The following is a 14,573-nucleotide window of genomic DNA, read 5'->3' on the forward strand; positions in this document are numbered from 1 at the left end:
GCCGTCGCAGGTATAGGTGACGAAGACGGAGCCGTCGACGGTGGCGCCGGGGCTGCAGACCAGGTTGGTGCAGGCCAGGGCGGAGGAGGCGGCCAGCAGCAGCCCGGTCAGGACCGGGACGAGCCGGCGCACGGCTGGCAGGCGAGTGGCGTTTGTGGGCATGGCGGACCTTTGCGGGCTCGGGCCTTGGTGTACCGGCGGGGCGCGACGGGCCGAACCGTAGCACCCGGCCCGTCCCGGGGCAATCCGCAGGACCCGCGCGCCGCCAGGGCCGTGCCGCCGAAATCGTGTCCGTCCGTGCGGTCAGTCGGCAGGCGCCAGACGCAGGAAAAGGAAGGGCGAAGCCTGGCCGGCCGGGGCGGCGATCTCCTCCGCGACCATGGCCCTGACGTGCGCCGGCACCTCGGGCTCGGCCTCGAGATCCCAGATGAGCCAAGTGTCGCCGGCCGCGCGGAGCGCCGCCAGGTCGGCGGGCCCGGGGCGGGGCGGCAGTACGATGTCGCCCCGCTGGCCGAGCGGCTGGCTCAGCACCCCGCCCATCAGCGTGCCCAGGCGCCCCAGCGCGTACGGTCTGATCTCCGCCGCGAGGAAGCGGTCCAGGCCCGGCGTCCGGTCGAGGTCGGGGAAGATGTACCTGCAGGGAAGTACGATAGGCCGTGCGACCGCTCCGTCGCGGGCAGGAGGCCCTCCAGCCGTTCCAGCCCCAGCGTGCGGTTCGTCTCCCAGCCGGCCAGCGCCACGCAGGCCATGGTCACGACGACGACCAGCAGTCGCGCAGCCCGTGTCCGCGCCTCACCCTGCGCGCGCTGCAGCACCACGACCAGGGCCGGCAGCCCCAATCCGATCAGCCACACGGTGAAGCGGGCCCACCAGGAGGAAGTCTGGGCCCCGAGCAGCACGGCCACGAGCGCGGCCAGGAACAGGAACTCCACAGCAAAGCGGTCGCGGCGGCGGCGCACCACGAGCAGCAGCAGCAGCGCCGTGGCCGGTATGCAGGCCACGAGCCACAGGAAGCCGAGGCCGCCGGTGGGGGCGTAGCCGTGGATGGGCGCGTCGGTCTGCAGCCAGGACACCGGCATCCGCAGCCAGGCGGGGTAGGCGGCCAGCCAGGCCGGCAGGTTGGCCTCGCTGAACTGCACGTGGTCGTAGCCGGGGAAGATCACCTTGTGGCCGATCGCCACCTGGATGGGATGCACCGGGTTGCCCGTGATCAGCGCATTGCGAAGATACCAATAGCCGCCCGTTGCGACGGCCGCGACGACCGCCATCAACCATTGCGGCCAGCGACGCAGCGCCGAGCCCCGTTCGCGCCAGGCGACCACCGCCGCCACCATCACCGCGTTGACCAGGGCGAACGGCACGCCGCTGCCCTTGGCGCCGGCCATCAGGCCGAGCGCGGCGCCCCACAACACCCAGGGTCCGGCACCGGTCGGAGAGGTGGGGAACAGCACCAGCATCGCCGCCGCCAGCGAGGCGAGCACCGTGGCCGCGAAGGCGGGATCGGTGTAGCAGGTCAGGCTCTGCGCGGCCAGCACCGGTGCACTCGACACCAGCGCCCCGGCCAGCCAGGCCCAGGTGCGGGACGCGCCCAGTCGTCGGGCGATGACCACCACCGCAAGCACCGCCAGCGGCCAGTACCAGAGGTTGCCCGCGTTGAGCAGCGCGTCGGCGCCATGCACGCGGTGCAGAAGGAACGTCGTGGCCTCGACGCCCATCGGGTAGTTGACGAAGGGGACCTCGGAAGGCGTTTCGAGCCAGGCGATCCGGCCGGCAACCGCCCACTCGTGGATAGCGGGCAGGTGGTAGTAGAGCCCGTCCCAGTCGTAGGGCGCGCGGCGCGCAGCCAGCAGCCACAGGCGGATCCAGACGAAAGCGGTCCAGCCGAGCGCCGCCGCGGTCGTCAGCCGCAGCAGAAGGCGCGTCGGGCGATCGCTCGCCGTCGGGCCCGCACCGGCGGCATCGTCCCGGTAGCGCAGGCCGAACAGTATCGCCACAAGCAGGGAGATGACCGTGATGATGGTGGCTGCGGCACGGCCCAGCGTCACGCCGAGTGCGCCCGACCACAGGCTGAACACCTGCAACAGGGCGAAGAGCACCGTCACGCCGGCGAACAAACGCACGGCGGGACAGCCGCGGCTCACCATTCCCGGAAGTAGGAGGCCGAGATGCCGTCGGTGGTCCAGATGTCGCGCGCGTCACCGTGGTCGTAGCGCAGGTTGAAGCCCGAGCGCTCGTTCACGTACCGCATCAGGGCCACATGCGCGTTCCACGAATCGTAGTCGACCAGGACGCCGCCGGGGATCGGCACATCGGGCCCCACCAGCTGGTAGGCCACCTGGCCGAAGTCGGCGCCGAGGCCCAGGTAGGTCTTCCGCCATGTGTAGAACGTGAGGCCGAAGCTGGTCGACGACGACTCGGTGTCGCCGGGCTGGCCGAACTCCAGGCGATGCCCGGCACTGACGATGACGTGGCTGAACCAGCGCGTCAGGCCCAGGCTCCAGCCGTGCGAACTGTTCTCGGCCTTGCTCTCGATGCGCGTGTAGCCGAGGCTCGCCAGCATGCCGGCGACAGGCTGGGTGATGCCCAGGTCCAGGCGGTAGCGGTGCGCCAGCACATCGCCCGTGCCGCTGGAGATGCCGGCCATCAGCGAGGTGTCGCCCAGGTACCGGGTGTAGGAGAGGCCTCCGTCCAGGCTCGAGTCGCCCAGGCGATGCTGGCGGCCCACGGTCAGGCGCCAGGTATCCAGTTGGGCGCGCGAACGCGCATAGCGCACGTACTGGCTGTCGAAGCTGCTCGTGGCGTCGGAACCGCGGAAGTCGTAGCGGCCGAGGCCGAGGCCGAACTCGATCACCTGGTCGGCAGCCGGCGCCAGTCCCGGCAGGCGCTCGGGGCCTTCCGGCGGCGCCTGAGCGGCGGCCGGGCCTGCCGTCAGGAACAGCAGCGCCGCGCCCGCCAACAGGGCGCGGAGCGGGGCACGGCGGTGGCCGTGATTCCGGCGACGTTCGAACATCGTCTTGCTCCTCTGCGCACGGCGCGCCTCAGGACACGCGTACATCACGACACACGCACATCACGACACACGCACTTGCCGCTGCACGTTCTCGTCGTGCAAACGGTCCTGCCAGCTGAATCCCCAGCCGAAGAGCGCGATGAACATCATCACGTTGAGCGGCAGGCCGGCGACGAAGAACAGCAGGGGCATCACCAGCAGCGAGGCGTGGTGCATCAACCAGGCGTGCAGGAAGTACTGCAGCGGGATCATGATGACCAGGTGCCCCATCATGGCCGCGGTCAGCCCGACCTTGCGCCCGAGGCTGAAGTCGAACAGGTAGTAGGTGAAGCCGAGGATCGGCGGGATCAGCGCCAGCAGGAAGAACCCCGCGATCATCGTCCCGTGCACGTAGCCGTCGCCGGTGTAGGGGAAGTGCCCGCCCCAGAAATGGAAGTACACCTGCGCCGTTGCCTGGAAAAAGCCGGCGATGCGCAGGAAATACGCCAGCGGCAGGAAGCGGTGGGGCAGCAGCAGCGACACCACCAGCACCACCGAGGTGATGCCGGCGCCGATCAGCCAGGCCAGGTTGCCGGGCAGCCCCGCCCCGAAGCCCAGGTACGGCACCTCGAAACCCAGTCCGGCCAGCTTGTATGTAACCATGCTCGTGGAGCCGCCCATGCCGGCGACCGACTGCCAGAAGTCCATGATCGCCAGCCACAGGCGTGCGACACCGCCGCGGGTCACGAACAGCAGCAGCCAGAACGCCAGCACCAGCAGCGCCGAGGTCAGGATCTTGCCGCCGTTGCGGGGCGACGAGAGCAGGGCGCGGTGCCGGGGGATGAAACCGCCGCGGAAGCCCCGCCGACTCAGGTGGTCCAGTCGCTGGTCGAGTGCCTTTTCGGGCGGCCGCACGACATCGCCCCGGCGGTGGGCCCAGACGGTGCCGTGGCAGCGCACGCCCTGCTCGATCCGGATGTCGAGCGCGCTGGCCGTGGTTGGTGCCGCCGCCGAGCCCACGACACAACCGGCGCCGAGCGTGAGCGCCTGTTCGCTGACGATGGGGCCGCCGATGCGGCAGCCCGCGCCGAACGCGACGTCGCGCTGCCCGACGATGCTGCCCGTCACGGTCACGCCGCGTTCGGCGCTGAACCGCCCGTGGCTCTTGAGGCTGCCCTGCAGGTGCGAGCCTTCACGCAGGATCACGGTGCCGTCGACGACCAGGTCGTGCTCGAGCCGACGGCCGGCCGGCAGTTCGAAGTCGCCCTTCACCAGCCAGCGACCGCCCGTGGTGTCGACCAGCCCGTGAATGTCGGCTTCCACCAGCGGCGCCGCGTCGGGGGCGACGCCAAGGGGCCCCGGCGCGGGGGCCGCGGCGCCGAACGTGATGACGGGCGCATTCAGGCGCTCGAAACCGCAGCCCGGCTCCAGGTGCACCGACGCATCGGAGGACACGCGGCCGCACAGGCGGCAGCCTTCGCCGGCCGTGAGGGCCCGCCCGGCGTGCAGCCAGCGCAGCGACGCGCTGCCGGCCGCCAGCGTCAGCGAGCCGTCGGCCATGGCCGCACGGTAGACGCTGCGCGCGCCGCCGGTGAGGTTGCCCGCGGCATAAACCTCGCCGGCATGCACCCAGTCGGCCGGCAGCCGCAGGTCGTTCGCAGCGACGATGAGCCGGGTGCAGTACGCACGCTCGTCGGCGGCAAGGTCCGCGTCGGCGTTGCCGCCCTGGGTCACGAGATACGGCGTGCCGTCGGCCAGTTCACCGGTCAGGGCCGCGCCTTCGCTGCGGCTCCGTTCCATGATCCCCTTCAGCGTCCGGTCCAGGTAGGCGCGGAAGCCCTGCGCGAAGTGGCGCACCTCGACCTCGGAGCGGCGCTGCACCGGCAAGGCCTCGGCATCCGATTTGCGGGTCAGTTCGCGCCAGCCCGGAATGAACGGCAGCAGCGTCCAACCCAGTACCAGCGCCAGGAAGACGAGGATGGCCAGGCCTACACCCATCGCGACCTCCGCTCGCTGCGCTCGGTCTTGTGCCAGTGCACGTTCCGGGTGGGACGCGCGAACGGCTGCGTCACCGTCGCCCGCGCCACGGCCATGAGGCTGACCAGGAAGCCGGCCATGATGAACGGCAGCAGGCGTACCCGCGAACGCGTGCCGTCCAGGTAGGTCGCGGCGGCGATCTCGAAGAAGACCGCGAAATTGCCGAGCGTGCTGTAGCCGGTCACCGCCAGGATGACGATGAGCCCGGGCTTGGTCACGCCCAGGTACCACAGCACCACGCCCAGGACCCAGCCGAGCACCACGATGGGCGACATCAGGTAGATGTTCAGCAGCAGCAGGCCGTCGATCTTCTCCGCCAGGCGCGTGCGCCGGTTGAACACGAGCCGCCCGGCGTACTTGCGCAGCACCTGGTTGTGCCCGCGCGCCCAGCGGAAGATCTGCCGCATCCGGGAGCGCCAGGTCTCGGGCACCTGCTCGTAGCACTCGGAGCGGTTCTGGTACACCGTCTTCCAGCCCGCCAGCAGCAGCCGCATGGTGATGTCGGTGTCCTCGGCCAGGCTGCGCACGTCCCAGCCGCCCACCGCCTCGACCGCGCGCCGGCGAATGCCGCCGACCGTGCCGCCGTACTGCGGCACCAGGCCCAGGTTCATGCGCGCCTGCTGGTCCACCTGGTAGCCGCCCGCGCGCTCCAGGTCGAGCAGGCGGGTCAACAGGTTCACGTCGGCGTTCAGCGGCACGACGCGGCCCATCACCGCTCCGACCTCGGGGTCGAAGAACGGTGCCACGAGCTGCTTGATGAGCCCGCGGCCGGGAATGTAGTCGGCGTCGAAGACCAGCACGATGTCGTCGGTGATGAGCGGCAGGGCGTCCTGCAGTGCCGCCGCCTTGCCGGCCAACCCGTCCTCGCGGTGGAACGGCTTGATGAGCCCGGCGTGGTCGCGGGCGAAGCCGTCGATGATCTCGCGGGTGCCGTCGGTGCTGCGGTCGTTCAGCGGCATGATGCGCAGCCGGTCGTGCGGGTAGTCCACTTCGAGCAGCGCCGTCAGGATGTCGCTGATCACCCGCTCCTCGTTGTGGGCCGGGATCAGGATCGTCACGTGCGGCCACTCGGCCGTCTCGAGATCGAGGTACGGATGACGCTGGCGGCCGAACAGGCGGTTGAGCGTGAAGTAGTAGTGGCGGAGCAGGTTGACCACGACGATGGCGATGATCAGGTACAGCGCGGCCAGCATGATGCGCACGTACAGGGGCCGCGCCGGATCGGGCAGCGGCAGGTCCTCAACGGGCATGGCCAGCACCACGGCCACCACAGCTGCCGCGAACATCGTGATCACGATGACCGGCAGCACCCACCAGTGCGCATAGCCGGCCTTGAGGTCGTGCTCGGCGCTGCGTTCGGAGTCCATTGATTCTCCCGCTGTTCTACCGTCGGCCGGCCACCGAGACCTGGGGCACCCACGGCTCGACCGTCTCGCCCAGCAGCGCTGCCGCAATGCGCTCGGCAGCCCGGCCGTCACCGTAGCACTGCGGCGGACGGCTGCGATGGGCCGGCGCGAAGCCGCCGCCGAGGAAATGACGGGCGGCCGCCACGATCTCTTCGCGGTCGGTGCCCACCAGGCGTGCCGCGTCGACCTCGATGGCCTCGGGGCGTTCCGTCACTTCACGCATCACGAGCACGGGCCGCCCCAGCGTGGGCGCCTCTTCCTGCATGCCGCCCGAATCGGTGATGACCAGTTCGGACCTGAGCATCACGCGAACGAGGCTCAGGTGATCGAGCGGCTGGCAGAGGACCACCCGCGGTGCATCGGCCAGGAGCTGCTGGCCCACCAGCCTGATCTCCGGCCTCGGATGCAAGGGGTAGATGACATGGATGCGCTCGTCAAGTGCCGCGATGTCGCGCAGCGCGGCGCAGATCCGCGCGAACGGTTCGCCCAGGTTCTCGCGCCTGTGGGCCGTGGCCAGCACCAGCCGGGCGTCCGCGGGCAGCGTGCCCAGCGGGGGTGGCAATGCCTCGGGCCCGAGCCCGGCCACGGTGTCGAAAAGGGCGTCGATCCCGGTGTTGCCCACCACCAGGATCCGCTCAGCAGGGATGCCCTCGGCCAGCAGGTTGTCGCGCGCGCGCGGCGTCGGCGCCAGGTGCAGGTCGGCCATCTGGGCGATCAGGCAGCGGTTCAGCTCCTCGGGGAAGGGCTGCGAGCGGTCGAAAGTGCGCAAGCCCGCCTCGACGTGGGCCACGCGGTAGCCGCAGCCGGCCGCGGCCAGCGCCGCCATCGCCGCCGTGGTCGTGTCGCCCTGCACGATCACCCAGTCGGGCCGTTCCTGCGCCAGCACGGGCTGCATGCCGATGAGGATGGCGGCTGCCACGTCCGAAGGCGTCTGTTTCGGCGCCATGATGTCCAGGTCGTGGTGGATCTGGAGGCCGAACCGCCCAAGAACCTGGTCCATGAGTTCGCGATGCTGCGCCGTGACGCAGACCCGGCTGTCGATGACTTCGCTGCGCCGCGCGAAGACCTGAAGGACGGGGGCCAGCTTGATGGCTTCGGGGCGCGTACCGATCACGGTAAGGATCTTGGGCATATGCGTTCGTACCTCGTCTCGGTCCCTGCGGTGGCGCCAGACACGCCTGCCGTGAGCGTAGGTTGTTGCGCGGACGCGATCAACCTTGTTTTCGGGCGCCCCGTCCCGGGCCTTGACCGGTATCTGAAAAAGGAGGCTCCCTCAGCCGATCCGGCGAGGGAGCCCCCAAGGTAGGATCAAAGGCGCCCGGCGGCGACCACCCGTACCCCTGCTAGTACTTGTAGTCGTCCTTCTTGAACGGCCCTTCGACCTTCACGTTGATGTACTTGGCCTGCACCGGCGTCAGCCTGGTGACCACGCCGCCGAACCCGCGCACCATCTCGGCCGCGACTTCCTCGTCCAGCTTCTTGGGCAGCACCGTCACCGAGAGCGGTTCGGTCTTCTTGTCGGCCCAGCGGCGGCCGTAGAGGTGCATCTGGGCCAGCACCTGGTTGGCGAACGAGCCGTCCATGATCCGCGAGGGATGCCCGGTGGCGTTGCCCAGGTTGACCAGCCGGCCTTCCGACAGGAGCAGGATGTAGTTGTCCGCGTTGTTCTTGTCGCGCTGGATGCGGTGCACCTGCGGCTTGACCTCGGACCACTGCCAGGTGCGGCGCATGAAGGCCGTGTCGATCTCGCTGTCGAAGTGGCCGATGTTGCAGACCACGGCGCCCTGCTTGATCGCCGCCAGCATGTGCTCATCGCAGACGTTCACGTTGCCGGTGGTCGTCACCAGCAGGTCGATGGTGCCCATCAGGGCCTTGTCGATGCCCGCGGCCGTGCCGGTGTTGATCCCGTCCACATAGGGCGAAACGACCTCGTAGCCGTCCATGCAGGCCTGCATGGCGCAGATCGGGTCGATCTCGCTCACCTTGACGATCATGCCTTCCTGCCGCAGGCTCTGGGCCGAGCCCTTGCCCACATCGCCGTAGCCGACGACCAGGGCCTTCTTGCCCGCGAGCAGCATGTCGGTGCCGCGCTTCACGGCGTCGTTCAGGCTGTGGCGGCAGCCGTACTTGTTGTCGTTCTTCGACTTCGTGACCGAGTCGTTCACGTTGATCGCCGGCACCTTCAGTTCGCCGTTCTCGAGCATCTCGAGCAGGCGATGCACACCGGTCGTGGTCTCCTCGGTGATGCCGTGGATGCTGTTCAGCATCTGCGGGTACTTCTGGTGCACCATGCCCGTCAGGTCGCCGCCGTCGTCGAGGATCATGTTGGCCGCCCAGGGCTGGCCGTTCTTCAGGATCGTCTGCTCGATGCACCACTCGCCTTCTTCGACCGTCTGGCCCTTCCAGGCGTAGACGGCGGTACCGGCCGCCGCGATGGCCGCCGCAGCGTGGTCCTGCGTCGAGAAGATGTTGCACGACGACCAGCGCACCTCGGCGCCCAGGTCGATCAGCGTCTCGATCAGCACGGCCGTCTGGATGGTCATGTGGATGCAACCGAGGATCTTCGCGCCCTTGAGCGGCTGTTCCGCCTTGTACTTGCGACGAAGGGCCATCAGGGCCGGCATCTCGGTCTCGGCCAGGGCGATCTCGCGCCGTCCGAAATCCGCCAGACCGATATCCGCGACCTTGTAGTCGGCAACCTTCTCTTGATTCGTCATTCTTGCTTCTCCCTTGGGAATCCTGCCGCGGTAGGCTTTTTTCAACCCGTCCAATATGATGCCTTTTCTGCCACCGTCCACCCTATTTCGGCTCCTTGGGGGCTGATATTGAGTTCTCAAATCGTCAGGGTTCACGGTTCGATGTGCAGGTTCTGTAACGATTGATCAAGAGCGGCGCGGTCCGCAGGCCGGTTCCCCTTGCCGGAATCACGAATTGAAGGAACCTTGTTGGTCCCGTACCCCAGCCACCAGGGTGGTCCCGATGAGCAACCCGATGAACCAGGTCCCCGCCGGCTCCGGAAGGCATCCGGTGGTGATGGTCGCCGTTGCGGCCAACCACCTCGCCGCGTCGTCCGCGTTCTACAGCCGGGTCTTCGGCTGGCAGATGATGCCGGCCTCGCCCGAGATCGTGGTCGCCCTGGCGCCGGCCGGGCCCTCGGTGTCGCTGCGCGCCGGCACGCCGGAGGGCTTTCCCGGCGTGGTGCCGTTCATCCGCGTCGACAGCGTTGCGGCCGCCCTCGAAGAAGTGACCGCCGCCGGCGGCGCCGTCGAGCGCGCACCCTGGACCATGCCCATGGCCGGGACGCTGGCGCGGTTCAAGGACAACTCCGGCACCATCTACGGGCTCATCGAGGCGCCGATCCCCGTGGGGATGCCCCGCATGGAAATGCCTTTCGGCAGCAATCCCCGGCCTCCGTTCGGTTCGGTGTGTTCGCTGGAGATGTACGCCGCCGACGGCGCGGCGGCCGCGACGTTCTTCGGCCGCGTGTTCGGCTGGGGCGCGCTGGAGACCATGCCGCAGTACATGGCGTTCGACGCCGGCGCCGGTGTGCCCGGCGTCTTCCAGTCGCACACGCCCGCCATGCCTGCGGTGGCCTACATCCATGTCGGCGATGCCGCCGCCAAGCTCGCGGAGATCGAATCCGCCGGCGGCCAGCGCCTCGGCGACGCCATGTCCGTTCCCGGCCTGGGGACATTCGGTTACTTCAAGGACGTGTGCGGCACAACCATGGGATTGATCGCACCGTAACCGGGGGCCTCATTGAAAGTCCTCAACATCCACGAACGGGGTTCGCCGCGCCTGCAAGCGCGGTCGGTTCGTTGATCGACTCGCTCGCTTCGGCCGACGACCGGCTCTGGCCTCACCGCTTGTGGCCACGCATGGCCTTCGATCGACCCCTGGGCGTCGGCGCCAGGGGCGGCCACGGGCCGATCCGCTACGTGGTCGAGTCCCATGAGCCGGGTGCGTCGGTGCGCTTCCGGTTCACGGGTCCGGCGGGGTTCGACGGGCACCACGGGTTCGAGGTCCTGGGCTCGGGAGGGCGGGAGGTTGTGTTGCGCCATGCCCTGCAGATGGAGACGAAAGGCGCTGCCGTGATGTCCTGGCCCATCATCTACCGTCCGCTCCACGATGCCCTGCTCGAGGACGCGATGGCCCAGGCGGCCACCTCGCTCGGGCTCAAACCCGAAGCCCGCGGCTGGTCGGGGTGGGTGAAGCTGCTTCGGTCGTTGCTGGCGGGAAAAAGAACGGCACGGCGATCATGAACCTCGTCGACACCCACTGCCACCTGAACCACCCGCCGCTGAACCACGACACCGACGGTGTGCTCGCGCGCGCCGCCGCCGTCGGCGTCATGAAGGTGGTGGTGCCCGCCTACGACGCGCCCTGCTGGGCCGAACTGGCGCGGCTGGCCGTCCGTCCCGGCGTGGTCGTGGGGCTGGGGCTGCATCCCTGGCTGGCGCACGACCTGCCCACGCAGGTGGCGGCGCTCGAGGGCGCCACGGTGCCGCCGGCCGCCTTTCCCGGCAGTACCGCGGCCGAAGCGGCCCGCGCCGCGGCGCTCGACAGCCTGCTCGAGCACCTGGCCGGCCGTATCGGGCGGCAGAGGCCCGCGGCCATCGGCGAGATCGGCCTCGACACGAAGATCAGCTCCAGCGGCCTCGTCGAACAGATGCCCCTGCTCGAACGCCAGCTGGCCCTGGCGGCCGACTTCGACCTGCCGGTCATCCTGCACTGCCGCGGGGCCTTCGAGGAGATGCTCACGGCCGTCGGCCGTCATCGCGGCCGGCTGCGCGGCGTGGTGCATGCGTACTCGCGCGGGCCGGAACTGGCTGCCCGGTTCGTCGACGTGGGGCTGCACATCGCCCTTGGCGGCGCCGCCACGCACCCGCGGGCGCAGCAGGTGCGCCGTGCCGCGCGCACCATACCGCTCGACCGCCTGGTTCTGGAGACCGACGCGCCGGCCATCGGCCTCGAGAACGTGACGCCCGAGCAGACCGAACCGCGCCACGTGCACGAAGTCGCAGGCGCGGTGGCGCTGCTGCGAGGCCAGACCGTCGAATCGCTGGCGGCCGCCACTTCGGCCAACGCCGCGGCGCTGTTCAACCTGTAGTTCCCCGCCTGCCCCGCATCGAATAATCCTGTGCCCGCCCGGTTACTTGCCGGTACAATGTCATTTGCCTTCCCGGCGCGCGACGGCGCCGCCCGACTGCCCTGCCGCAAGGAGTGTCCATGACGGGGAACGACGATTTCCAGAACGCCTTCCGGCCCCAGGCGCCGCGGGTCCAGGTACCCAACTTCCGCTTCCCGAAGCCCAGGCCGCGCCTGGTGGCGAACCTGCTGGTCGTGGTCGTGGCGTTGGCGGTCATGCTCTCGGGCTTCTACACCGTCGATCCGGAAGAGGCCGGACTGGTGCTGCGCTTCGGCAAGTATGATCGGGTCACGGAGCCGGGCCTGCACTTCAAGATGCCGCTGGGCATCGAGCGCGTGCGCAAGGTGCCCATCCAGCGCCAGCTCAAGGAGGAGTTCGGGTTCCGCACCGTGCGGGCCGGCATCCATACGGAGTACTCGACGAAGTCGTTCATCGAGGAATCGAGCATGCTCACCGGCGACCTCAACGCGGCGCTGGTCGAGTGGGTGGTGCAGTACCGCATCGTCGACCCCTACAAGTTCCTGTTCGAGGTGCGCAACGTCCAGGAGACGTTCCGCGACATGAGCGAGGCGGTCATGCGCCGCGTGGTGGGCGACCGCACCGTCAACGAGGTGCTCACCATCGGGCGTGCCGAAGTGGCGGCACAGGTGCAGGTCGAACTGCAGGAAATGTGCAACCAGTACCAGACGGGCATCAGCGTCGACCAGGTCGTGCTGCAGGACATCAACCCGCCCGACCCGGTGAAGCCGTCCTTCAACGCGGTCAACGAGGCGCAGCAGGAACGGGAGAAGCTGATCAACCAGGCGCAGTCCGAATACAATCGCGAGATCCCGAAGGCCAGTGGCGAGGCCCAGCAGACGATCCAGGAGGCCGAGGGCTACGCGCTCAACCGCGTGAATCGTGCCGAGGGCGATGCCGCCGCCTTCAACGCCATCTACGAAGCCTATCGCAAGGCGCCGGAGGTGACGCGGCAACGCATCTACCTCGAGACGATGGCGCAGGTGCTGCCGCAGGTGCGCAGCAAGGTGATCGTCGACGACGATCTGCGCGGCGTGCTGCCGCTGCTGAACCTCGATGCCAAGGCCGCCGGCCGGGGAGGTCGCTGACATGAAGAAGCTGATCCTCGTGCTGGTCGCGGTGGCCGTGCTGGTCCTGGCGATGTCGGCCTATGTGGTGCAGGAGCCCGAGCAGGTCATCCTGACCCAGTTCGGCAAGCCGGTGGGCCCGCCCATCAGTTCGCCCGGGCTCAAGTTCAAGACGCCGTTCATCCAGAAGGTGCACCGGTTCGAGAAGCGCTACCTGGAATGGGACGGCGAACCCAACCAGTTGCCGACGCGCGACAAGCGGTTCATCTGGGTGAATACGTACGCGCGCTGGCGCATCACCGATCCGCTGCTGTTCTTCCAGCGCCTGCACAACGAGCGCGGCGCCCAGACGCGGCTCGACGACATCCTCGACGGTGAGACGCGCAACGCCATCGCCAAGTACGACCTGGTGCAGCTGGTGCGCACCTCGAACCGGGCCGCCGTGCTCACCGAGACCCAGGCCAGCGACGAGTCCGCGTTGACCCAGATCGCCGAGGGCCGCAATGACATCCGCCTGGAGATCCTGGCCAACGCGCGGGCGCGGACGACCGACCTGGGCCTGGAGATCCTGGACATCGAGTTCAAGCGCGTCAACTACGTGGACGAGGTGCAGCGTAAGGTCTACGAGCGCATGATTGCCGAGCGCGAACGCGTGGCCGACCGCTTCCGCAGTGAAGGCCAGGGCGAGGCGTTCCGCATCCGCGGCGAGAAGGACCGCGAGCTGTTGCGCATCAGCTCGGAGGCTTACCGCCAGGCGCAGGAGATCAAGGGCGCGGCCGACGCCAAGGCCACGGCGGTGTATGCCTCGGCCTACAACCGCTCGGCCGACTCGCGGTCGTTCTACGAGTTCCTCAAGACGATGCAGGCCTACACCACGACGATGGACAGCACCAGCTCGCTGGTGCTCTCGACCGACGCCGACTTCTACCGCTTCCTGAAATCGGGGAGCGGCAAGTGAGCGGCGCGGGCGGCCCGATACTCCGACACCGGTCCGTCCGGCGCCTGGTCCCGGCGCTGGCGGCGCTGGCCCTGCTGGCGCCGCCGGCCCGGGGCGCCCCGCTGTTCCTCTGGGAGGCCAGCGGTCCCGGCGCCAAGGTCACCATGGTCGGCTCGATCCACGTCGGGCGGCCCGACTTCTTCCCGTTGCCGGCGCCCATCGAACAGGCCTTCGCCGCGGCGCCGGTGCTGGCCGTCGAGCTGGATCCGGTGTCGCCGGCGAACCAGGCGGCCATCGCGCGGCTGATGCTCGAACGCGGCACGCTGCCCGACTCGCTGACCCTGCGCGACCGCCTGACGCCCGCCAACTGGGCCGGGCTCGAGGCCCTGGCCGCAGAGATGGAATTGCCCATGTCGGTGCTTGAGCGGATGCAGCCGGGCCTGGTTTCCATGATGGTCATCATGCAGGCCTACGGCCGGCAGGGCTTCGACCCGGGGCTGGGCATCGACATGCACTTCCTGGAGGCGGCGCGGGCACAGGGCAAGGCCGTGCGTGAACTCGAGGAGGTCGAGGCGCAGATGGCCCTGTTCCTGGACGTCGACGACGAGTTGGACGACATCCTCGTGGAGAACATGCTGGCGGAGATCGACTCCCTGGACACGCTCACCTCGCGCATGGTCACCGCCTGGCAGGACGGCGACGCGGCGGCCATGGACGAGCTTATGCAGGACCAGGCGGGCGACGACCCGCGCATGGTGGCCTATTACCGCCGCCTGCTCGACGATCGCAACGTCACGATGGCCGACAGCCTCGACTCCTGGCTGCGCGGCGACGAGGATGTCTTCGTGGTCGTCGGCGCCGGCCATTTCGCCGGCCAGCGCGGCCTGCCGAGCCTGCTGCGCGAGCGCGGCTGGGCGGTCACGCAGATCGGGGAGTAGGGACGCTGCCGCGAAGGAAAAGGCCGCGCCCC

Annotated in this window: 13 protein-coding genes and 1 pseudogene; 6 read left to right on the top strand and 8 right to left on the bottom strand. The window is 69.1% G+C overall.

Features of this window, described 5'->3' with window-relative positions:
* From IPG61_19700 to IPG61_19735, 8 genes are all read right to left on the bottom strand, one after another.
* Positions 1-162 (bottom strand): hypothetical protein (locus IPG61_19700; GenBank protein MBK6736247.1); only part of this gene is annotated, 162 nt, incomplete at its 3' end.
* A gap of 141 nt (positions 163-303) precedes the next feature.
* Positions 304-531, bottom strand: a complete 228-nt coding sequence (locus IPG61_19705) for a hypothetical protein (protein ID MBK6736248.1) — start codon at positions 529-531, stop codon at positions 304-306.
* Positions 532-539: 8 nt separating this feature from the next.
* The gene (locus IPG61_19710; protein MBK6736249.1) at positions 540-2,120 is read right to left on the bottom strand and encodes a phospholipid carrier-dependent glycosyltransferase; all 1,581 of its coding nucleotides are present in this window, start codon (positions 2,118-2,120) and stop codon (positions 540-542) included.
* A gap of 17 nt (positions 2,121-2,137) precedes the next feature.
* Entirely contained in the window at positions 2,138-3,010 is an 873-nt protein-coding gene (gene yaiO, locus IPG61_19715) for a YaiO family outer membrane beta-barrel protein (protein ID MBK6736250.1), read from the bottom strand.
* 60 nt (positions 3,011-3,070) lie between these two features.
* Positions 3,071-4,987 (bottom strand): hypothetical protein, encoded by a 1,917-nt coding sequence (locus IPG61_19720; GenBank protein MBK6736251.1) that lies wholly within the window; start codon positions 4,985-4,987, stop codon positions 3,071-3,073.
* Positions 4,978-6,219, bottom strand: a complete 1,242-nt coding sequence (locus IPG61_19725) for a glycosyltransferase family 2 protein (GenBank protein ID MBK6736252.1) — start codon at positions 6,217-6,219, stop codon at positions 4,978-4,980. The genes IPG61_19720 and IPG61_19725 overlap by 10 nt, the downstream gene beginning before the upstream one ends.
* Positions 6,220-6,409: 190 nt before the next feature.
* Entirely contained in the window at positions 6,410-7,564 is a 1,155-nt protein-coding gene (wecB, locus tag IPG61_19730; protein MBK6736253.1) for a UDP-N-acetylglucosamine 2-epimerase (non-hydrolyzing), read from the bottom strand.
* 211 nt (positions 7,565-7,775) lie between these two features.
* Positions 7,776-9,149 carry an adenosylhomocysteinase gene (locus IPG61_19735; GenBank protein ID MBK6736254.1) on the bottom strand — a complete coding sequence of 458 codons (1,374 nt, stop codon included), beginning with the start codon at positions 9,147-9,149 and terminating at the stop codon, positions 7,776-7,778.
* 262 nt (positions 9,150-9,411) lie between these two features.
* On the opposite strand from IPG61_19735, the gene IPG61_19740 reads away from it, so the two are divergent.
* The 6 genes and pseudogenes from IPG61_19740 (at position 9,412) to IPG61_19765 (ending at position 14,541) form a co-directional block, all read left to right on the top strand.
* Positions 9,412-10,179 (top strand): hypothetical protein, encoded by a 768-nt coding sequence (locus IPG61_19740; GenBank protein ID MBK6736255.1) that lies wholly within the window; start codon positions 9,412-9,414, stop codon positions 10,177-10,179.
* Positions 10,180-10,191: 12 nt separating this feature from the next.
* A pseudogene (locus IPG61_19745) lies at positions 10,192-10,694 on the top strand (SRPBCC family protein).
* The gene (locus IPG61_19750) at positions 10,691-11,542 is read left to right on the top strand and encodes a TatD family hydrolase (protein MBK6736256.1); all 852 of its coding nucleotides are present in this window, start codon (positions 10,691-10,693) and stop codon (positions 11,540-11,542) included. The pseudogene IPG61_19745 and the gene IPG61_19750 overlap by 4 nt, the downstream one beginning before the upstream one ends.
* A 119-nt stretch (positions 11,543-11,661) precedes the next feature.
* Positions 11,662-12,687: an FtsH protease activity modulator HflK gene (gene hflK, locus IPG61_19755; GenBank protein ID MBK6736257.1), complete on the top strand. Its 1,026-nt coding sequence runs from the start codon at positions 11,662-11,664 to the stop codon at positions 12,685-12,687.
* Between the two features lies 1 nt (position 12,688).
* On the top strand, positions 12,689-13,624 hold the full coding sequence (hflC, locus tag IPG61_19760) for a protease modulator HflC (GenBank protein ID MBK6736258.1): 936 nt from the start codon (positions 12,689-12,691) through the stop codon (positions 13,622-13,624).
* Positions 13,621-14,541 carry a TraB/GumN family protein gene (locus tag IPG61_19765; GenBank protein ID MBK6736259.1) on the top strand — a complete coding sequence of 307 codons (921 nt, stop codon included), beginning with the start codon at positions 13,621-13,623 and terminating at the stop codon, positions 14,539-14,541. The genes hflC and IPG61_19765 overlap by 4 nt, the downstream gene beginning before the upstream one ends.
* Positions 14,542-14,573: the final 32 nt, after the last annotated feature.

The sequence above is a fragment of the bacterium genome (genome assembly GCA_016703265.1).
Taxonomy (GTDB): Bacteria; Krumholzibacteriota; Krumholzibacteriia; order LZORAL124-64-63; family LZORAL124-64-63; genus CAINDZ01.